Genomic DNA, 21,271 nt, shown 5'->3' on the forward strand with positions numbered 1-21,271 from the left:
TGGCAATGTTGAGCAAATATAACCAGGGAGGCAATGTCTTCCATTGTATTTTTTTTAACAACAACAGCAAGCCTGTCAGCACACATACCAGCCCATTCAACGGGAAAGCTATCCCCACACCCAATACCAGCACGTGATTCACGATCGAATCTAACGCATGATCATATAAGGTAATACGCAGAATTTCACTGATCAGAAAGCACAGATTGCATATAAATGTAAATTTTAAGAGGAACCGGATCCAGCGCATATTGAAATTTCGGATAAATTACAGTTATTTTTGTTTCTTTAAAACTAAATCCAAAATATCCGATGAAGCAAAACTGGCTAAAAGCCATTCTTCCACACCTTGCAGCAATAGGTATCTTCCTCCTGCTGGCATTTGTGTATTGTTCTCCCGTCCTGGAAGGCAAAGTTGTAAACCAGGCCGACATGAAGAATGTGGAGGGAATGGCGAAAGAGGCAAAGGACTACTATGAAGCAACCGGTGAGCGCCCTTTATGGACCAACAGCATGTTCTCTGGTATGCCTTCCTATGTGATTTACACCGGTCCGGGTACCAACAAAATAGGAGCCATGAACTGGGTGATCACGTTGAAGACACCCTTCCCTGTTAATATGTTGTTCCTGGCCATGATGAGCATGTATCTGCTCTTATGCATACTGGACTTTAAATACTGGATCCGCGTCATGGGCGCCATTGCCTTTGCATTTTGCTCCTACAATGTCATCATCATAGACGTAGGTCACATCACCAAAATGTTCGACATTGCCCTGATGCCTGCTGTACTGGCTGGTATCATCCTCACCTACCGGGGCAAACTGCTCACCGGCGCGGCATTAACCGCATTGGCTACGGGCATGCTCATCTACAATAATCACCTGCAGATCATCTACTATACACTGATCATGGTGGTCTGTCTTGCTATAGGTGCCTTTATTCATGCCTTTAGGGAGAAGCAACTGCCACAGTTCTTTAAAGCATCCGGTCTGCTGGCCATTGCCGGCGCACTGGCTATCCTTACTTCCATGGATAGCCTGTTGATGCTCCGCGAGTATACCGACTATACAATGCGTGGCAGCAAATCAGAACTCACCCTGGACCAGGGCGATGTGGCTCAAAAAAAATCTACCGGCCTGGATATCGACTACGCATATGACTGGAGCTACGGTAAAGCGGAATCAGGCACCTTCCTCATTCCTGGTTATGTTGGTAACTCCTCTGCCCAGAAATTAAGCAGCAGCTCCAATTTCGGCCAGCAAATGATCAGTCTCGGAGTACCTGCTGCCCAGGTAGATCAGTTCCTGGAACAACAGAAATTACCGGTTTACTATGGCGCACAATCCAAAGGTACTTCCGGCCCTGTTTATGTAGGCGCTATCATCTGCTTCCTTTTCGTATTGTCTTTACTGTTAGTAAAGAGCTGGCATAAATGGTGGCTTCTTGCTGTCACTGTCATCGGCTTTATACTGGCATGGGGTAAAAACATGGCGTTCATCAACGATTTCCTGTTCTATCATCTCCCCCTCTACAATAAGTTCCGTGCACCTGCGCAGGCATTGGTGCTGCCTTCACTCACCTTTGTGATCCTGGGATGCTGGGGTCTGCAGGAAGTGGCAGCCAGCCAACTGACCAAAGAGGCCTTACTGAAAAAACTGAAAGAAGCATTACTGATCACCGGTGGTATACTGGTAGGCTTTGTGCTGATCAGCAATTTCTTTACAGGATTCAGCAGCGCCAGCGATGCCAGCATGCTCAACTACTTCGCTCAAATGATGGGAGGCGAGGAAAATGGTAAACTCCTGATCCGCGCCCTGGAAAAAGATCGCAGCAGCCTGCTGTTGAAAGATGCTTTCCGCTCCGTGATATTCATCCTCATCGCAGCAGCCGCCATCTGGGCTTTCCTGAAAACAAAAATAAAATGGCAGACAGCTGCACTGATTATCACCGCTGCTGTTGCCATTGACCTGTTACAGGTAGATAAAAATTATCTGAACAACGACAGCTTTGTAGATGATATGAGCTATATGCAGGTAATGCAACCTTCCGCTGCTGATCAGCAGATCAAACAGGATCCGGATCCGTACTACCGTGTATTCAATCTCACTACCTCACCGTTCGATGATGCATCTCCTTCCTATTTCCACAAAAACATCGGCGGCTACAGCCCTGCGAAATTGTGGGTCTACCAGGATCTCATCACCCATCAGATCTCCAAACAAAATATGCACGTGCTGAACATGCTCAACACGAAGTATTTTATTGTACCTGATCAGAAAAGCGGGCAACCGGTAGCACAACGCAATCCGGGCGCTTATGGAAACGCATGGTTTGTAAAAGATATCATCTGGGCACCGGATGCCAATACAGAAATGAAAACGCTGGATTACCTGAACTCCCGCGACTCTGCTGTTATTGATAAACGATTTGCCGCACAGCTGGGCAACTTCAAACCAAGCGCAGATAGCAGTGCTACCATCATGCTCACCAAATATGGTCTGAATAAACTGCAATATGTGTCACATAACCCACAGGAAGGTTTTGGGGTGTTCTCTGAAATATACTACCCTGCAGGCTGGAAAGCGTTCATCGATGGCAATCCTACTGACATCATCCGCACCGACTATGCACTGCGCGGCTTGAAAATACCCGCTGGTGATCATAAAATTGAAATGCGGTTTGAACCAACTGTAGTATTCACCGGTCTGAAGCTTTCCGGCATTTTTTCTATTTCGTTACTGTTACTGGTGATTGCCATCTTTGGATGGGAATTCTATCAGTACATCAAAAGTGACAAACAAAAAACAGCATAAAACAGGAAACTATAAAATGGAAGGCCTGAGCAAATCTGCTCAGGCCTTCCATTTTATAGCAAACGTTCGCTGCATTTCCTAAAAGCTAATAGCTAAAAGCTAACAGCTAAATCAATATCTCTTCGAAAAAATATAACGCAAGCCTATAAACAGATGATGGGCAAAATTGGGAATATGTCCATAATACCGGCTCAGTATTTTATACCGTTCCTTCCAGGCCAGCTGCTGATGCTGCTTGGAAGTGCCTCCCACCCTGAACCGCGCCACTACCTCATGTGTATTGCATATGTTGCGGGATGCTTTCAATGTACGGATCATCCAGTCTATATCTGCACAAACCTTATACTGCAAATCATATAACGGGCTTAAACTACGCCGAATCACATAGGCCTGATGCGACACTACCATGCCATGTTTTAAACTTTTCCACGTAAGCTGATCCGGCACTTTATGAGGTGTTTGCTCAGATCGCAAACCGATATCTGCGCCGTTTTCATCCATAAACATGGCCTCACCGTAATACACATCTGCATCGGCACAGGTAGCAAACATTTTATGGATCACCTCTTCATTTGCCAGTACATCGTCTGCATTCAGAAACAACAGGTAATCCCCGGTAGCCAGCTGCATACCCTTATTCATGGCATCATACAAGCCTTTGTCTTTTTCAGAAACAACAGTAGCAATACGGGAACGGTATTTCTCCACCACGCCCATGGTATTATCTCTGGAGGCTCCATCCACAATAATGTATTCGATATGCGGATACGTTTGTGACAGCACACTTTGTATGGTGCTTTCTATAAATTTCTCTGCATTAAAACATACGGTGATAATGCTCAATGCCGGGTTAGCTGCTTTGCTCATGTAAATAATTATAGTGGTTCCTTTACCACGGATTGAAACAACTCATAATATTGTGCAGCTACTACCTTCATGCCGAAACGCTGTTCCACATAGGTTCTGGCCGATTTACCAAATTGCCGGCAGGTGGCCGGATCATTCAGCAAAGACAAGGTATGCGCAGCAAACTGCTGCTGGTTGCCCGGTGCAATCACATATCCTGTTTCCCCATCCTTTACGATCTCTCTGCAACCGCCTACATCAAAGGTAATACAGGCCGTTTCACAACTACCAGCTTCTATCAGTACGTTCGGCAGGTTATCTGCTTTGGTAGGATAAAAGAAAATATCGCTGGCACTATAGCACTGCATCATTTTCTGCGTGTCCTTCACATAACCGGTATACACACATTCCAGGTGTTTAAATGTGCCAGGCAAACGATCCTTGCCTATCATGAGCAGATATACCTTGCGATCCAGCTGCTCATCCAGCAGGTGTAAAATGTTCAATAGTTCTGCTCCTCCTTTAAACTCACTGTTAAACAGGCGTTCAGACACAAAGGTAATTACCTGCGCGTCGGCGGGCAATCCCAGTGCCTGCCTGGAAGCTGCCTTGTCCTGAGGCCGGAAATAATCCGTGTCTATTGGATTCGGAATATGATACAGCGGTTCTTCTCTTGTCAGTGGACTTTCCATCGTCATATCATATAACCATTCTGAGGGAGATACAATATGAAGATCGCTGGCGGCGTACAGGCGCTGCTTTCTGCGCATCAGGTAGTTGCCATTGGGCAATCCCATAGATGGTGAATGCTTATGCTCCGATTTGCCAGCTCTGCCTGATTTCCAGGCCGTATCACCAAAGGTATGGGCCGCATTACCGGTCAATGCCCACATATCATGCAGGGTCCATACAATAGGCGCTACCACGGATAAACGCGGCAATAACGTGGCATCAAAATAGCCGCCGTGTATATTATGTAAACTGATTACATCCGGCTTAAATGCATGTGCTGCACGCATGATGGCCGGAGATGAAAAAGGGAAATATAGGTATTGTAATCCAACCTTATTGCTGAGTACATTGAGGCCTCTTTCTATCACATTGCGTATCATACCCGGACGGGTTACCGTTACATCCGGAGATGCCTGATGGGTGCCTACTACAAAATGATTCTCGGTATGGTAATACTGCGAGAGTCCTTCCGCAATCCGTTGTGCTGCTATTGCCGCACCACCGCTGTTCTCATATTTATTGATAAAAAGTATTTTCACCCGCTAGTATTTAAAGAACTGTTGCATATGCCTCCGAAACACGTCAATGGGCCAGTCACGCACCAGGATGCGGGGCAATGCATAAGGATTACTCCAGGTATGCACCTGTCCGTAGTAATTGGCCGTTACCAGCTGTAAACCCAGTGCCTTACAGGCTTTTATACTGTCTGCGTTATAGTAGCGTTTGGTCCCCAGGAATTTCCTGCCACCAAAAGGATAGGAAAAATGCACCTGTGGAGTACCCAGCACACCTTCCAGTATTTCTTTGGACATGCCTATTTCGGTATACTGCTCTTCATAGCTGAGCATGCCTACAGCAGGATGCCGGTGCGTATGGCAGCCAATAGTAGCATAAGCAGCATTACCCATTGCCTTCAATTCCTCCCAGCTCATGAGCCGGTGAGAAGGCCGCCCGATAGCATTTTTGCCGGACCACTCATACAGTTGTTCCAGGGCTGATTCTATCACGGCCGGCTTGCAGAAACGCAGCACCTGTTGCAGAGCATAATAGGTTTCCCGTATAGCCATGAGCGTGCCGGTAGCATATTGCCACGATTGGCCGTTGATATTAATACGCAGTTCCGGTGGCAGATTTCCGTTGGTCAGCAGTATGCGTTCCAGGTCATCCCACCATAACTCGTATTCCGTATTAATTTTTGAAGTAGTAATATAAAACAAGGCGGGTACCTGTCGTTGGGTCAGTATGGGCAATGCTTCATGATAGTTATCTGCATAACCATCGTCAAACGTAACAAATACTGATCTTTCGGGGAAAGCCTTTTTATTTTTTACATGGTATAAAAAACGATCGGCATCCAATACATGGTAATCAGACGCCAGATGGGTGAGCTGTGCATTGAAGTTGGCGGGTGTAACAGACAGTTCCTGTGGGTCCTGCTGCAGGGTGGTTACCCGGTGATACAATAAAATAACTGCCGGACGCTGCACTTTGTTGGCCACATAGTGCATAGCTGAAAATACTTTTTGACTCACGTTTCCCATCAGATAGTGCTACATTTTATCGTGTTATGCCTTTTTGGCCCTCACTGCAATGATAATCGGATACACCGGATCCTGATAATTCAATTCTTCCGGTAATAATTCTTCGGCGGAAATTCCCTGTAGGATAGCCGTACAGGTGAGTACATTACCGTAAGAAATGATCTCTATATTTTCTTCTCCAAAAATTTCACCAAATACTTTAGCGGCAGATTGTGCGGTAAAGCGCCAATAGTCGCCCCAACGCTGCTGATCGTAAGCCGATATCTGGGTGGCGCCGGCCAGTGTAGCCAGCAGTACACCGCCTGGTTTTAACAGGTGATGCGCCCCTTCTATAGCCGTTTTAAAATCGTAAATGAAGTTAAAGGTCTGTGTACAGATAAAGCAATCAATTTTATCGGCAGGTAAAGACGCCTTGTCTGTCAGGTCTCCGATAATGGTAACATTTGCGCCTGCCTGCACATGCAGTACTTCAAAACTGCTGACCTGCGAACCAAATTGTTTTGAATAACTGCTTTCCGCTATTTCCAGTACATGACCATGAATATCGGCGCGGTGCGCATCCAGGAAGGTGCTGATATAATGACGATCTACCGGTGTCCCCCTGCTCCATCCAAAAGCCGGAGATACAGGTTGCAGCTTTCTTAAATTATCCCAGGAAACCGGCGAAATCACATCCCGCTTTATTTTTCTGAATATGTTACGCATTACCTTAAGCATGGCCGGTTATTTTTTTCCAGTATTGTTTAAGCTTGTTTTTAATCTTCGCTTGAATGGTCATGCCTGCATTTGCACGCAGGAATTTTGCAAACTCTTTTTCCATGGGCAGGTTATTCTCCACCGGAATATCTCCTACCGGCACAGGTGCCTGGTATATCTCTGTATATAACCAATCTTCTTCTTTATAATGATGAGTAGCAGCAGCTACGTTCCCATCATGCCTTACGAGTGATTTCACCGGGTACAGTGTGAGCATATCATGCAGATAGGCGGTAGCTCTCCAGCGAATAGCCCAGGAGCTTACTTTACCATTCTTATGCTGATGCAGCATTCTGAAAAAAGGATAAGCTCCCCAGAAATCAAATGCCCGCTTCAGTTCCTTCAATTTTATCAGCTCAATTACTTTATGGGTATCCGGCTCAAATTTCTTCCAGGCCCTGCTCCAGGTCCCCCATCCGAGGCTCCCCGGATCATGTACCAGGAAAGTAGAAGCCGTATAATCTGCCGGCACCTTAAATGGATACAGATAACCGTGCACCGCCAATAACTTTTCTTCCTGCGCATATTTAGTAAGCGCATCATTCATAAATTTCAGGAAGAAGGGCGATACGGTGAGGTCATCTTCCAATACAATTATTTTACCATGCTTACCGATGACTTCCGTTACCCCATCAATCACTGCAGTGGCCAGGCCTTTGTTCTTTTCCGCTTCCAGGATCACCACCTTGCCACACCATTGCCGGCTGTGTACTATTTCCCGCACCTGTTTTATCAGCTGCAGCTGTTCCGGAGAAGCACCGGCTTTAGGACCGTCACAATATACATATAAGGTACTTTCTTTCGCTTCCTCATTCCTGCTCAGATACTCTAAGGTGTTGAGCGTCAGATCTGGCCGGTTGTATACAAATAATACGATGGGAGCAAATTCCATGATATGAAAAGGTCCTGCGCAAGGCAGGTGATTAAGTTAAAAGGGTAAAAATCGTATAAAATTAACAATAAAACAAATGTGTAGAGCGGGTTAAAGTCGTCCTCCACCGGCGAAATACCTCTTCCAGTAAGGCTCTTTGAGATCACTGATCATCACCCCTGCACTGGTAGATGCATGTACAAATTTATCATTCTCAAGGTAGATGCCTACATGAGAAATTCGCTTCTTGTGAATCCTGAAAAATACCAGGTCACCTTCATGCAAATCACGTACGGGTAATCTTTTTACCTGTGTAAAAAGATCCGTAGAATTTCCGGAGAGTCCCAGCTGAAACACTGCATTCATCAGTGTATTCACAAATCCGGAACAATCAATACCGGCTCTTGTTTTTCCTCCTAAGCGATAAGGAGTGCCCCACCATTCTTCAATAAAGCTATACAACTTCTGATTTAATACATCTTCTACAGGAACATCCAGTAACTGTGCATATTTAAACTGCCAGCTCTGCGCATTTTCCAGATTGGCGCTGCCCCTGGAAATATTTTTGCTGATACTGACGTCTTTGCTGTTATAATTACTGTTGTTACGGGGATGACGGTTGGTGGCTATGCCATCTATAAATTCAACAGGTCTGTTGTTGGCTGTAGCAGGTGTGGTGGAGGGTTTCTTACTGGTAGTACTTTTTTTAAGTGAAGCGCAGGAACTAAGTGACAATGCACAAATCGATAACTTCACAAATAGATGTCCCTTTACTCTGATCATAAGCGTCTGGCTAAATTTTCGCTAAAATACAAAAGTACAAGCAGAAAGCAGAAAGCAAAAAGCTATTGAAGCAAATAATCAATTTTGTTATTCGCTTCAAACACCCGCTCCTATTGCTTTTTGCTTTTTGCTTTCTGCTTTCTGCTTTTTCCCGTACTTTTGCCCTTTGACGAAACAGATTAGCAGATGAATTTCTCCCACCTTCACGTACATACGCAATACTCATTACTGGATGGCGCCGCCGACATCAAATCGCTGTATAAAAAGGCGATGTCTTCTAATCAGCCTGCACTGGCGATTACAGACCATGGTAATATGTTTGGCGCATTTCAGTTTGTGGCAGAAGCATATAATAATAAATTAAATCCGGGTGATCCGAAAGATAAAAGACTGAAAGTAAAACCTATTGTAGGCTGCGAATTTTATGTCGTGGAAAACCGCCATAAACGTGCGTTTACAAGGGAAGAAAAAGATGTGCGTTATCACCAGGTATTGCTGGCCAAAGATGATGAAGGTTATCGCAATCTCATCAAGCTCTGTTCCCTGGGATATATGGAAGGCCTCTATGGTAAATATCCACGTATCGATAAGGAATTAGTACTGCAATATCACAAAGGACTGATTGCTACTACCTGCTGCCTCGGTGCTTCTGTTCCCCGCATCATTCTTCGCAAAGGAGAAGAGGAAGGAGAAAAAGAATTCCGTTGGTGGCTGGATATTTTCGGAGAAGATTTTTATGTAGAACTACAACGTCACGGTATTCCGGAACAGGAACAGGTAAACGCCGTATTACTGCGCTTTGCAGAAAAATACAATGTAAAGGTAATTGCCTCCAATGATTCCCACTACGTGGATCAGGCAGATGCCAACGCCCACGACATCCTGCTTTGTATCAACACCGGTGAAAAGAAAAGCACCCCTACCAATAAAGATTTTTCGGACGATGATTCTGCCGGCCCGAAGAACAGGCGCTTCGCTTTTTATAACGACCAGTTCTATTTCAAGACTACGGAAGAAATGACCAAACTGTTTCATGATCTTCCACAGGCCATTGATAATACCAACGAAATTGTAGATAAAGTACAGCTGCTGGATCTCAAAAGAGATATCCTGCTGCCCAACTTCCCTATTCCAAAAGAATTTATCACCCAGGACCAGTACCTGCGGCACATCACCTATGAAGGCGCCCGCAACCGGTACATGGAAATGAACGCCGATATTGAAGAACGTATCAACTTTGAGTTACAGGTAATCGAAAACATGGGTTTTGCCGGTTACTTCCTCATTGTGGCCGACTTCATCAAGGCCGGCCGTGAACTGGGCGTATTCATCGGCCCGGGACGTGGTTCCGCTGCAGGATCTGCAGTGGCCTACTGTATAGGCATCACCAATATAGATCCCATTAAGTATAATTTGCTGTTTGAGCGTTTTCTGAATCCGGAACGTAAGAGCATGCCCGATATTGATACGGACTTCGATGATGAAGGCCGTCAGAAAGTAATTGACTATGTAGTACAGAAATACGGCCGTAACCAGGTGGCACAAATTATCACCTATGGTACCATGGCAGCCAAAATGAGTATCAAGGATGTGGCCCGTGTAATGGACCTCCCGCTCGTGGAATCAAACATCCTCGCTAAAATGGTACCGGACAAGCCGGGTATCCAGCTGGATCGTATCTTCAACGCGCCCTTGGAAGGAGAAAAAAGCCTGGCCGATAAAGAAGGTCTCGCTGGTGAAGACATTGAAAATGTGAAAAAGCTGCGGGAACTCATCAAAGGTGATGACCTGCAGGGAGAAGTACTCCGCGAAGCCTGCGTACTGGAAGGGTCGGTTCGTAACACCGGTATCCACGCGGCAGGTATCATCATTGCCCCGCAGGACCTGTACGACCTCATTCCCGTATCTACTGCAAAAGACTCCGACCTGCTGGTAACCCAGTTTGAAGGAAGCATTATTGAGTCTGCCGGCGTTATCAAGATGGACTTTTTGGGGCTGAAAACCCTTACCATCATCAAAGGTGCGCTGGAACTGATCCGCCAGAACCATGGCATCACCATCGAAATAGATAATATTCCGCTGGACGATGCCAAAACATATGACCTTTACCAGAAGGGCGAAACCAACGCTACGTTCCAGTTCGAGTCGCCCGGTATGCAGAAGTACCTGCGTGAGCTGAAACCGGATAGGTTCGATGACCTTATCGCGATGAACGCCTTGTACCGTCCGGGACCACTGGAGTACATTCCTTCCTTTATCCGCCGTAAACACGGCCTGGAGCCGGTACAATACGATATTGCCGAAATGGAGGAATACCTCAATGATACCTACGGTATCACGGTATACCAGGAACAGGTGATGTTGCTGAGCCAGAAACTGGCAGGCTTCTCCAAAGGTGATGCGGATGTACTCCGTAAAGCCATGGGTAAAAAGCAGATCGCGGTACTGAACAAGATGAAGGCGCAATTCATGGAAGGCTGCGCCAAAAATGGCCACGATCCTAAAGTATGCGAAAAAGTATGGACCGACTGGGAAGCCTTCGCCTCTTACGCCTTCAATAAGTCGCACTCCACCTGTTATGCTTTCGTAGCCTACCAGACTGCTTACCTGAAAGCCCACTACCCTTCTGAATATATGGCTGCCGTACTGAACTGCGCCAGCAATATTGAAAAGATCACCTTCTTCATGGAAGAATCCAAACGCATGGGCATCGATGTATTGCCGCCCGATGTGAATGAATCTTTCAAAGGTTTTGCTGTTAACAAACAAGGCCAGGTTCGCTTCGGACTCGGCGGACTGAAAGGTGTGGGTGAGGCCGCTATTGAAAACCTGCTGGAAGAACGGAAAAAAGAAGGTCCTTTCAAAAACATATTCGACTTTATCAAACGCGTAAATCAACGCGCCGTCAATAAAAAATCTCTCGAAGCCATGGTGATGTCCGGCGCTTTTGACAGCTTCCCGGAACTGCATCGTGCACAATACTTCCACAAGCCGGAAGGAGAAACCCTCACCGGCCTGGATAAAATCGTGAAATTCGGTCAGCAGGTAACAGCAGGCTCCTCCAATATGGGCAGCCTCTTCGGTGCCGATGACATGCCGGATGTGGAACCGCCAAAAATACCTGCCTGCGATGTGTGGCCACTGATCATGAAGCTGAACAACGAAAAGGATATCACCGGTATCTACATCTCCGGACATCCACTCGATGACTATCGCTTTGAAATGAAACACTACCACATGAACTCCGTACAGGAGCTGGTAGAATACCAGACCGAAATAGCCCAGCCCGGAGGCAGCGGAGGCCGCTCCAGGGAACGCAATTTCAGGCTGGCAGTGTATATCACCAACGCCCAGGAAAGGATTTCCCGCAACAACCGGCAGTTTGGAGTAATGACTATTGAAGATTATACCGGCAAATTTGAATTCGCCCTCTGGAGTGAAGATTTTATCCGCTTCGCCCCTTACCTGAAACCAGGGTTATGCCTCTTTATCAATGGTGGCTTCAAATCCAAGCGTTTCAATGATAATGAATATGAGTTTAAGGTAAGTGGTATACAACTGCTGCAGGAAGTAAAGAAAACACATACCAAACAGGTGTATCTGAATACCATGCCCAAATACATCAACAAACAAACCGTTGATTTCCTGGTAGACAATGTAAACCGATTCCCCGGCAACAGTATCCTGCACGTACACCTGACCGACCGGGATGATCAGACACAGGCAAAACTGCATACTTTTAACCGGAATATTGAGATGAATGACGAGTTGGCGGGTTTCCTGCATAAACAGCCGGATATTGATGTGTACATAGAGATTATCAATAAGTAGGATGCCAAAAATGCAGTAATTTGCACTCGGATCAAGATTTGATCATAATATAACACGAATCAGAAAATCAAAACAATCGTTAAATAAAACTTTTTAAATCACAGAATATGGCTTTAGAAATCACTGATGCGAACTTTGAAACGGAAGTTCTGAATTCCGATAAATTAACTGTTATTGACTTCTGGGCAGAATGGTGTGGCCCTTGTCGCGCTATCGGTCCGGTAATTGAAGAACTGTCTAAAGATTACGCAGGTAAAGTAAATATCGGAAAAGTTAACGTGGATCAGAATCCGCAACTGTCTGTAAATTACGGTATCACCAGCATTCCAGCTATCCTTTTCGTTAAAGGTGGCCAGGTAGTTGACAAACAAGTAGGCGCTGTGCCTAAATCCGTGCTGGATAAAAAAATACAGGCCAATATGTAATTTTTATAAAAACTGAGTTTAGGAGCGTTCCGGTTTATTCCGGAGCGCTTTTTTTTGTCTTATGCTGAGCCGGAAAAAATCCGCAGCTTTCCCGTATCTTCATTTCAAATTCTACTTTTTTGCGCCATTACTTTATTATCCTTCTTACCTTTTTCTCTTGCGCTACTGCTATGGCACAGCGTAAATGCGGTACCGCGGAAGCCTTGCAACAACGGGTAAAAGAAATCCCCCATCTACAGGAGCTCCTGCAGAAAAATGAAGCCCTCATGCGACAGGGACAAATCCTGCGGCGGCTCAACGCACGCACAGAAGATATTCCGCAAACGGTATCTATACCAGTAGTAGTGCATGTGGTACTTGACGATACCGCCGCTGTTACGTATGCACAGATTCAATCTCAACTGGATGTGTTGAACCGCGACTATAACGCCGGCAATACAGATATTTCCCTGGTGCCTGCTGTCTGGAAACCGCTGATCGGTAACACAAAAATCAATTTCTGTCTGGCGCAACGAACACCAGGCGATGAACCAACAAATGGGGTGGTGAAAGTGAAGACCGCACCCAGGCAAAGTTTTTCAATCAACAACGGCGCAGCGGATGTAAAATATCAATCAACCGGTGGTTCCGACGCCTGGGATCATTCCAAATACCTGAACATATGGGTAACACGCCTGTCTGGTAATTACCTGGGGGTTGCTGCTCCTCCCGGCACCGGCTACCCGGTAGAGCAGGAAGGCGTAGCAGTACAATACACCGCCTTTGGTACCACCGGCAGCGTAACGGGGGTGTATAACCTGGGCAGAACAGCTACTCATGAAATTGGTCATTATTTTGGTTTAAAACATGTTTGGGGAGATGATAACGGCAGCTGCAGTATCGATGATGGAATCGCCGATACGCCGTTTCAGGGTGATAATACCTATGGTTGCCCCACTTTCCCTAAACTGGATAACTGTACCAGCACCGCACCGGGTATTATGTTCATGAACTACATGGATTATACCGATGATGCCTGTATGCACCTCTTTACCGCCGGACAGGTAGATCGTATGCGCTTTGTACTGGAGAACATCATTCCCAGTCTGATGACCTCCAATGGCTGCGTCCCCCCCTTACTGGTCAATAACGATGCGTCCCTGACAAGCATCACCGCTCCCGATGGCAAAATATGCGACAATCATATTGCGCCGATAGTGATCCTGCGCAACCGTGGCAGCAATGCGCTGAACAACGTCACCATCTGGTATCAGCTGAACAGCGGACCACTCACGTCCTATAAATGGACCGGCAACCTGGGCAGTCTGCAACAAACAACCGTTACCCTGCCGGGCGCCGATGTGACTATTAACAGCTATAACCTGAAAGCCTATACGCAATTACCAAACGGACAACCGGATGCTAATCTTTCCAACGATACTGCGAATATCCGTTTCCGTTATGATGCAGAAGTAACACTGCCTTTTACGCAGGGCTTTGAAGATGACAGCTTCCCCCCTCCGGGCTGGGACCTCTATAATCCTGACCACAGCTTTACCTGGGAGCGCTCCCGTGATGTAGGCAAAGGCAGCCAGGCCTCCGCCCTGATCCGCAACCTCGGTTATAATACCAACGATCAGACAGATGACCTCATTACGCCGGTGATCGATCCCCAGGGACATGACTCCGTATTCCTGTTTTTTGATGTGGCCGCCGCCGTGTTTTCCGACCCGGCTACGACCGGCATCTCCTGGGATACCCTGCAGGTGATCGTCACCTCCGACTGCCGCCAAACGGGCACGATGCTCTATGCTAAATGGGGAGCTAACCTTATTACCCGCACCAAATCCATACAAACAGAGTTCGTTCCCCTTGCCAGTGAATGGCGCCGCGACTCTGTCGATTTAACCGCCATTTCACATAAAGGTAAATTTCAAGTAGCATTTAGAAACATTTCAAATTCAGAGAATAATATCTATATTGATAATATAAATATTGTAACGAAAGATGTCAACMCATTACTTCGGGAAAAGGGCGTTTTAGTCAATCCTAACCCCACTACCGGTATCTTTTGGGTAACATTTTACCAGGTACCGGAAGACCTGGTACAGGTATCCATTTACAACGCAGCAGGGCAGTTTATGATGAGTAAACMGGCAGCAGATATCAGCGCTGGCAACAGGCTGACCTTTAATTTGGTAAATGAGCCAAATGGTGTTTATTTTGTAAAATTAATTTACAGGAACAGGGCCAACACCATCAAATTAATGAAAGTAAGATGACGACGAGAAAAGATAATCCGGCTGTTCAAACGCTTCTTCAACAAGCCAACCTGGACGCAGAATTGAAGCGCATTGCAGAAAAGATCCTTCAACAGGAAAGAATTACGCCCGATGAAGGGCTGATCTTATTTGAGAAAGGCGATATCGGCCTTCTGGGCGCTTTAGCCAATCATGTACGAGAGCGCATGCACGGTGACAAGACTTACTTCAACCGTAATTTTCATATAGAACCTACCAACGTCTGCATATTTACCTGTCACTTCTGCTCCTATTCCCGCTTGTATAAAAACAGGGAAGACGGATGGGAACTGAGTATAGATCAGATGATGGACATCGTTAAAAAATACGATAACCAACCCGTTACCGAAGTACATATCGTTGGCGGCGTACATCCTAAAATGCAGCTGGACTTTTTCGTGGAGCTGATCAAACAAATCAAAGCCCATCGTCCGAACCTGCACATCAAAGGCTTTACCGCTGTAGAACTGGATTATATGTTCCGCAAAGCCAAAGTAAGTGTAGATGAAGGTATGCGCATTCTCAATGAAGCCGGCCTGCAATCTATGCCTGGTGGTGGTGCAGAAATCTTTGCACCGGAAGTACGTGCTAAAATATGCCATGATAAAGTAGATGCTGATGGATGGCTTGCCATTCATAAAGCAGCCCACCTCCGTGGTATGCACACCAACGCTACCATGCTGTACGGCCATGTAGAATCTTTTGCAGACCGTATCGATCATATGGAACGCTTACGCTCCCTGCAGGACGAAACCGGTGGCTTCAACACGTTCATTCCACTGAAATTCCGCAATAAAGGCAATGATATGTCTCATATTGCAGAAAGCTCTATCGTGGAAGATCTCAGACTGTACGCGATTGCCCGTTTATACATGGATAACTTCCCTCACCTGAAAGCCTACTGGCCTATGCTGGGAAGAAATACCGCACAACTGACACTTTCCTTCGGTGTGAATGACCTCGATGGCACCATAGATGATACCACCAAAATATACTCTATGGCCGGATCAGAAGAACAAAATCCGTCTATGAACACTGCCCAGCTGGCCATGCTGATTAAGAAAGCCGGCAGAAGACCAGTAGAAAGAGACACCGTTTACAACGAAATAAAAGATTATACTGAAGTAGTTTTTTCTGATGAAGAACTACTGACCAAATAGTACTTCTGTCTTATGCAATTACATCTGAAGTGTATATTAATCGCCAGTTTATACATCGCCGGCTGTCACCAGAATACAGGCAACAGTAACAACAATGGAGTTGATACCGCTACGGCGGCGCCAACAACAACGGCAGTTACAGAAACCTCCAATGGCAGCGCTTTTAAAAAGCAGGCTACCCTGGCTTTTCTGTCAAAATCCGGTGCAGATACCCTGCGTAAAATTGATATACAGCTGGCGCAAACCGATGAACAGCGCGCCGATGGACTGATGTACCGCAAAACGATGACAGACGATCAGGGCATGCTCTTTATTTTCCCGGATATGGAAGAACGTGCCTTCTGGATGAAAAACACCTACATCTCCCTGGATATTATCTATATAGCAGATAACATGGAGATTGTATCCGTTCAGAAATATGCCACTCCTTTATCAGAAGAGAGCTTACCTTCTTACAAGAAAGCGAAATATGTGCTGGAAGTAAATGGAGGTTTCTGCGATAAATATCACATTGCATACGGAGATAAGATAGCATACCAATAGAAAGCCCAAGGCATAAAGCATAAAGCAAAAAGCTATTGAAGCGAATGATTAAAGCGGGAAATAATGTTCGCTTAGTTCATTCACTTCAATAGCTTTTTGCTTTATGCTTTACACCTCCTGCTCCCCAACCATCGCCTGCCCCACGCTCAAAATATGCAGCTGCGTTTTTCCTGCCGGTACTTCCCAGTCAATCACATCCCCGGTGCTATAGCCAAGTAAGGCTGTGCCTATGGGCGACAGGATCGATAATTTGCCTTCCTGTAAGTTGCTCATCGCTGGTAATACCAGCTGTACACTTCGTACGGTCCCGCTACGTTCATCTCTGAATTGCAGCGTTGAATTTACCTGTACTACATGTTCTGGGACCTTTCCTTTTTTAACCACTGCCCGCTCCAGCTCTTCTTTCAGCTTATCGGTGGCAGGCGCCTCGTAGCAAAGGGTTTTAAGTATTTCGTAATCATGTAGGGACACAATAATCTGTTTCTTTTTCATGATAACCGGGTTTTAAATCAATTATAAATGGCTTTTAGCTTTTAGCGGCTAACAGCTGATGGCTAAGTGCTAAAAGCTGTTTCGGTGCGTATATTTCTTCATAAGATCGTATATCCGTTCTCGTTACTCTCCTGTATAAGGCCGCAGGACTCACCTTCTCTGCCGAAGCAAAACCACACGCACCCATCAGCTCTGCCAGTGCTGCAATGGTATTACGATGATAATTGGCCACACGTACCCGTTTGTCGGCTACATTCACTCCCTGATAAAGCGTAGGATCCTGTGTAGCCACCCCTACAGGGCAACTGCCACTATCACATTGCAATGCCTGGATACAGCCTAAAGCCAGCATCATACCGCGGGCACTGTAACACGCGTCTGCACCCATTGCCAGTACTTTCATGATATCAAAGCCGGTAATGATTTTACCACTGGCCATAATACGGATATGCTGTTTCAGTTTATAGTGACGCAGCAGGTTGATCACCAGTGCCAGCGCATCATACAACGGCATCCCGATGGAGTCGGTAAACTCCAGCGGCGCTGCACCGGTACCACCTTCTGCACCATCTACGGTAATAAAGTCAGGATAAATACCAGTGTTTACCATAGCGGTGCAAATACGCTCAAACTCATCAGCACGGCCCACACACAGCTTAAACCCTACCGGCTTGCCGCCGGAAAGTTTACGTAACTGCTGTATAAAAGCCAGCATCTCATATTCATTGGAGAAGGCGGTATGCGCAGCGGGCGACAATACACTGATACCTGCTTTTACTTTACGGATGGCTGCAATTTCAGGTGTATTTTTAGCGGCAGGCAACACTCCACCTTTACCGGGTTTGGCGCCCTGGCTCAGTTTCAGCTCAATCATTTTCAACGCAGGTTCCGCTGCTGCAATCGCAAATATCTCCGGAGAGAAATTGCCTTTTTCATCCCGGCAACCAAAATAACCGGTACCAATTTGCCAGATCAGGTGGCCGCCATGTTGCAGGTGATAAGGGCTAATCCCTCCCTCTCCGGTGTTATGGGCAAAGCCTCCGAGCTGCGCACCGCCGTTCAGGGAAGCAATGGCTGTTTTACTTAATGCACCATAACTCATGGCACTTACGTTCAGTAAACTGGCATTATATGGCTGGTCACATTGTGCATTGCCAATGTTCACCCTTAAATCTTCCGGTTTTACTTTCATTGGAAATGCTGTATGGGCAGCCCATTCATAGCCCGGCTCATACATGTTATCCAGTGCACCGAAGGCTACAGTTTGTTTTACATCTTTGGCTCTCTGATACACTACCGCACGCTGACGGCGACTGAATGGCCTGCCATCCGTATCCGATTCAAAAAAGTACTGACGCATTTCCGGCCTGATCTGCTCCAGCAGGTAACGCAAACGACCCAGTAACGGGTAGTTGCGCAACAAAGCATGTTTTCCTTGCAGCCGGTCATATATAGTCAACAGGCTGATACCTACTGCCACGGGCAATAGGAACCATCCGGTTAAATATCCACGATAAAGGCTCGCAGCGACGCTCACATCCAGCAACAGGCATAAAAAGTAAACTGCCCATCGTGCTATCCGATGATTCATAAAACTGATTTTATAAGATTGTTTTGGAAAAATACTAGCGGAATAAAACTACATAGGTAGTCATCCCCCCGGGTACAACACTTTATAAACTAAAAGTTGCCCGGGATTAAGTGTTGAAGTCTTTAGGACAGGATAAGAACGGCAACAGGAACCCGCAGGTACGTTTGATCGTACGGGGTGTGTTTTGAAAGAGTAATATGGTAGTTGCCGGATTCAATTAATAATTAATTGTAATCCGGCAAATATAAGGCTTTTATTTACAACAAACTATCAATTCGCTAATTCACCGGCCGTGAAAGGCTTCTGACGGCCCGTATTCAACTTACGCACCTGCTGTATATCAGCAGCCGTGACTTTGTCTGCTTTGTTTTTCCAGGCACTGCGCAGGAAGGTCAGTAACTGTGCAATATCCGCATCGCTGAATTCATCGCTGCCACCAATTCCCGGCATGTCACCATTTATTTCAGGCGCTTTATACATTTTTCCATGTACTTCTACCGGCCCTGTCAGGCCGTATAATACAATAGAAATAAATGCTTTCTTGTTACCATTTACCCAGTTACTTTCATTGAGAGGTGGTGCCATAGAAGCGATCCCCTCCCCGCTTTTACCATGACAGGTCTGGCAAACGGTGTTGAATATTTTATAGCCACGGGGCAACGATTTTCTCAATTCGTCCATCTTTTTAGCATTGGCTTTGCTGTCCATGTTTTTCAACACGGCTTCCAACTGCCGCCGCAATACCAGCGTAGTATCAGGATTCCAGGCAATCACCTGTTTCAGTAATGCCGCTTCTCTGTTCACTGCATTATTCACCAGGGCTGCTGCAACATAACGGTTAGGCGCATACGCTTTTATCATTTTATCTTCCAGCTTGCTGGCATTTACTTTATCAAACTTCGCAACCGTTGGCAACAGGTAGACTACTGCCGGCGCCAGGTAAGGATTATCAGATAAGCTATCCAGTGCCGCCACCATCGCTTTTACGTTGCTGCCGCTTAGTACGGCTGGCAATGCGGCCAATGCCTCCATTTTCAGTGCTGCATTGTTCTCCTTCCATATACCACTGAGATCATCGGCTGTCAGTTGATGCAACCCTTCCAGGGTCCACAGCGCGTGTATCTGGCTTAACGGATCTTTCAGCAGGTTCCGTAAATCAGGCGCAGCTGCTACCAACTGCTGATCAATGATGAGTTGCTGCGCTTTATCCCGTAGCACGCCATTGGGTGACTGTAACTGGTTGACTAACCCCTGCGCTCCATACATTTTAGGAGGCATTGGTTCATGCGTACCTGCAGGCACAATACGATAAATACGCCCACCATTCAGCGGCTGCGTCAGGCTCCGCATTTTCACCTCGTTTTTTAAGTACTCGGTGATATAAGTTTTATGTTGCAGGATGCCCCGGTACATATCCGCGATATAGATAGCGCCGTCAGGTCCTGTTTTCAAGTCTACCGGCCGGAAACGCTCATCGGTACTGGCGAGAAACTCTTTATGCTGATAGGCTTGTACACCTTTCACCACATAACTGCTATCTGATAAAATATTTCTTTTGATCAGGTTAGCGGAGGGCTCCGCCACAAAGGCGTTGCCGTGATACTCTGCGGGCAGTAAGTCTGCGCGATAGATCATAGGCCCACAGGCGGCGGTCATGTTCACCAGGCGCAGACTATCATCCAGCGTACCTTTCTGGTATCCCCTGTTTACGCCCGGCGTTGGATGAATAGGATAAGTACGGTTGTCCGGCACTATTTTCTGATCAAAGCCGGCAGCATTTTGTTGTGCCGGATTGATGCCACCTAAGCCTGGCGGGAAATAGTCGCCCAACAGGTTCTCTGAGTTGTTGTTATAATAAAGGCGTCCCTGGTTGTCCTGGGTAATACCCCATTGACCACGGAAATGCGTGGTTTCTTTCAACCATTTATTACCCACCTTACGGTAACGCCTATCCGATTTTGCATTATAGATCCAGTTGTCCATAGCACGGAGCAGTCCATTGGGCTGATGCTCTACGTTACCACCGGCTGCGTATTGATCATCTACCAGGGTTCTTTTACCGGGTTTATCTTTATTGTTTTCGATGAACCAGAGTTGTGGTGGGGTGGCCACCAATACGCCGTTCTCTACTAAACATACCGCCCTGGGCAATACCAGGGAATCCAGGAATACGGTTCTTTTGTCCATCACCCCGTCGCCGGTGGTATCTTCCAGAATCACAATTTTGCCATCGGGCTTATCTTCTCCGGTACCAACGGTATCGGGCATGAAGCCGGTCATTTCCACCACCCACATTCTGCCGCGTTCATCAAAGGTCATCGCCACAGGTGCTACCACCATGGGTTCGGCTGCTACCAACTGTACTTCCAGTCCTTTATCGAACTGCATATGACTGATGGCCGTTTTCCCATCGAGTACCGGTGATGTGGCAAACTGCTCCCGCATTGCCAGAGAATCCGTTTCGTGTTTGTTTCCCTTCTTGTGCTGATCCCCTTGTCCACAGGCAAATAAAGCAAGAGATAACGTGGCGGTAATAAGATAGTGAATACGCTGCATTGTTATTATTCGGTTGCGAAAAAGTAAAAATACATTTCTGAATATATTTTT

The 21,271-nt window shown here is 46.3% G+C and carries 16 protein-coding genes; 7 read left to right on the plus strand and 9 right to left on the minus strand.

What is annotated here, in order from left to right:
• Positions 1-5: 5 nt before the first annotated feature.
• Both AC1DCV_RS16055 and AC1DCV_RS16060 read left to right on the plus strand, forming a co-directional pair.
• Complete coding sequence (locus AC1DCV_RS16055; protein ID WP_477024082.1) at positions 6-137, plus strand: hypothetical protein; 132 nt, start codon at positions 6-8, stop codon at positions 135-137.
• A 175-nt stretch (positions 138-312) separates the two neighbouring features.
• The gene (locus AC1DCV_RS16060; RefSeq protein ID WP_477024083.1) at positions 313-2,814 is read left to right on the plus strand and encodes a YfhO family protein; all 2,502 of its coding nucleotides are present in this window, start codon (positions 313-315) and stop codon (positions 2,812-2,814) included.
• A gap of 111 nt (positions 2,815-2,925) precedes the next feature.
• Here AC1DCV_RS16060 and AC1DCV_RS16065 read toward each other — a convergent pair whose 3' ends face one another.
• From AC1DCV_RS16065 to AC1DCV_RS16090, 6 genes are all read right to left on the minus strand, one after another.
• Positions 2,926-3,681, minus strand: coding sequence for a glycosyltransferase family 2 protein (locus AC1DCV_RS16065; protein ID WP_477024084.1), 756 nt, complete (start codon positions 3,679-3,681; stop codon positions 2,926-2,928).
• 8 nt (positions 3,682-3,689) lie between these two features.
• Positions 3,690-4,931 (minus strand): glycosyltransferase, encoded by a 1,242-nt coding sequence (locus AC1DCV_RS16070; RefSeq protein ID WP_477024085.1) that lies wholly within the window; start codon positions 4,929-4,931, stop codon positions 3,690-3,692.
• A 3-nt stretch (positions 4,932-4,934) separates the two neighbouring features.
• A complete protein-coding gene (locus AC1DCV_RS16075) occupies positions 4,935-5,933 on the minus strand; it encodes a polysaccharide deacetylase family protein (RefSeq protein WP_477024086.1) in 999 nt (332 codons plus the stop codon).
• Between the two features lie 24 nt (positions 5,934-5,957).
• The gene (locus AC1DCV_RS16080; protein WP_477024087.1) at positions 5,958-6,650 is read right to left on the minus strand and encodes a methyltransferase domain-containing protein; all 693 of its coding nucleotides are present in this window, start codon (positions 6,648-6,650) and stop codon (positions 5,958-5,960) included.
• A complete protein-coding gene (locus AC1DCV_RS16085) occupies positions 6,643-7,581 on the minus strand; it encodes a hypothetical protein (protein ID WP_477024088.1) in 939 nt (312 codons plus the stop codon). The genes AC1DCV_RS16080 and AC1DCV_RS16085 overlap by 8 nt, the downstream gene beginning before the upstream one ends.
• Before the next feature lie 90 nt (positions 7,582-7,671).
• Entirely contained in the window at positions 7,672-8,343 is a 672-nt protein-coding gene (locus tag AC1DCV_RS16090; protein WP_477024089.1) for a C40 family peptidase, read from the minus strand.
• Positions 8,344-8,529: 186 nt separating this feature from the next.
• Between AC1DCV_RS16090 and dnaE the strand changes: the two genes are divergently transcribed.
• The 5 genes from dnaE (at position 8,530) to AC1DCV_RS16115 (ending at position 16,581) form a co-directional block, all read left to right on the plus strand.
• The gene (gene dnaE / locus AC1DCV_RS16095; protein WP_477024090.1) at positions 8,530-12,174 is read left to right on the plus strand and encodes a DNA polymerase III subunit alpha; all 3,645 of its coding nucleotides are present in this window, start codon (positions 8,530-8,532) and stop codon (positions 12,172-12,174) included.
• A 107-nt stretch (positions 12,175-12,281) separates the two neighbouring features.
• Entirely contained in the window at positions 12,282-12,599 is a 318-nt protein-coding gene (gene trxA, locus AC1DCV_RS16100) for a thioredoxin (RefSeq protein ID WP_079472839.1), read from the plus strand.
• A 119-nt stretch (positions 12,600-12,718) separates the two neighbouring features.
• On the plus strand, positions 12,719-14,860 hold the full coding sequence (locus AC1DCV_RS16105) for a M43 family zinc metalloprotease (protein WP_477024091.1): 2,142 nt from the start codon (positions 12,719-12,721) through the stop codon (positions 14,858-14,860).
• Positions 14,857-16,038 carry an aminofutalosine synthase MqnE gene (mqnE, locus tag AC1DCV_RS16110; RefSeq protein WP_477024092.1) on the plus strand — a complete coding sequence of 394 codons (1,182 nt, stop codon included), beginning with the start codon at positions 14,857-14,859 and terminating at the stop codon, positions 16,036-16,038. Before AC1DCV_RS16105 ends, mqnE begins: the two co-directional genes overlap by 4 nt.
• Positions 16,039-16,050: 12 nt before the next feature.
• Positions 16,051-16,581 carry a DUF192 domain-containing protein gene (locus AC1DCV_RS16115; protein ID WP_477024093.1) on the plus strand — a complete coding sequence of 177 codons (531 nt, stop codon included), beginning with the start codon at positions 16,051-16,053 and terminating at the stop codon, positions 16,579-16,581.
• 108 nt (positions 16,582-16,689) lie between these two features.
• Here AC1DCV_RS16115 and AC1DCV_RS16120 read toward each other — a convergent pair whose 3' ends face one another.
• The 3 genes from AC1DCV_RS16120 to AC1DCV_RS16130 form a co-directional block, all read right to left on the minus strand.
• Entirely contained in the window at positions 16,690-17,073 is a 384-nt protein-coding gene (locus AC1DCV_RS16120; protein ID WP_477024094.1) for a GreA/GreB family elongation factor, read from the minus strand.
• Between the two features lie 34 nt (positions 17,074-17,107).
• On the minus strand, positions 17,108-18,664 hold the full coding sequence (locus AC1DCV_RS16125) for an FMN-binding glutamate synthase family protein (protein ID WP_477024095.1): 1,557 nt from the start codon (positions 18,662-18,664) through the stop codon (positions 17,108-17,110).
• 270 nt (positions 18,665-18,934) lie between these two features.
• Positions 18,935-21,220 (minus strand): DUF7133 domain-containing protein, encoded by a 2,286-nt coding sequence (locus AC1DCV_RS16130; protein ID WP_477024096.1) that lies wholly within the window; start codon positions 21,218-21,220, stop codon positions 18,935-18,937.
• Positions 21,221-21,271 lie beyond the last annotated feature (51 nt).

The organism is Chitinophaga sp. 10T418, from assembly GCF_056394125.1.

Coding starts and splice junctions, on each gene's coding strand:
- AC1DCV_RS16120 (WP_477024094.1), bottom strand. CDS start 17,073: ATGAAAAAGAAACAGATTATTGTGTCCCTACATGATTACGAAATACTT.
- trxA (WP_079472839.1), top strand. CDS start 12,282: ATGGCTTTAGAAATCACTGATGCGAACTTTGAAACGGAAGTTCTGAAT.
- mqnE (WP_477024092.1), top strand. CDS start 14,857: ATGACGACGAGAAAAGATAATCCGGCTGTTCAAACGCTTCTTCAACAA.
- AC1DCV_RS16080 (WP_477024087.1), bottom strand. CDS start 6,650: ATGCTTAAGGTAATGCGTAACATATTCAGAAAAATAAAGCGGGATGTG.
- AC1DCV_RS16085 (WP_477024088.1), bottom strand. CDS start 7,581: ATGGAATTTGCTCCCATCGTATTATTTGTATACAACCGGCCAGATCTG.
- AC1DCV_RS16090 (WP_477024089.1), bottom strand. CDS start 8,343: ATGATCAGAGTAAAGGGACATCTATTTGTGAAGTTATCGATTTGTGCA.
- AC1DCV_RS16060 (WP_477024083.1), top strand. CDS start 313: ATGAAGCAAAACTGGCTAAAAGCCATTCTTCCACACCTTGCAGCAATA.
- dnaE (WP_477024090.1), top strand. CDS start 8,530: ATGAATTTCTCCCACCTTCACGTACATACGCAATACTCATTACTGGAT.
- AC1DCV_RS16125 (WP_477024095.1), bottom strand. CDS start 18,664: ATGAATCATCGGATAGCACGATGGGCAGTTTACTTTTTATGCCTGTTG.
- AC1DCV_RS16065 (WP_477024084.1), bottom strand. CDS start 3,681: ATGAGCAAAGCAGCTAACCCGGCATTGAGCATTATCACCGTATGTTTT.
- AC1DCV_RS16130 (WP_477024096.1), bottom strand. CDS start 21,220: ATGCAGCGTATTCACTATCTTATTACCGCCACGTTATCTCTTGCTTTA.
- AC1DCV_RS16115 (WP_477024093.1), top strand. CDS start 16,051: ATGCAATTACATCTGAAGTGTATATTAATCGCCAGTTTATACATCGCC.
- AC1DCV_RS16055 (WP_477024082.1), top strand. CDS start 6: ATGTTGAGCAAATATAACCAGGGAGGCAATGTCTTCCATTGTATTTTT.
- AC1DCV_RS16075 (WP_477024086.1), bottom strand. CDS start 5,933: ATGGGAAACGTGAGTCAAAAAGTATTTTCAGCTATGCACTATGTGGCC.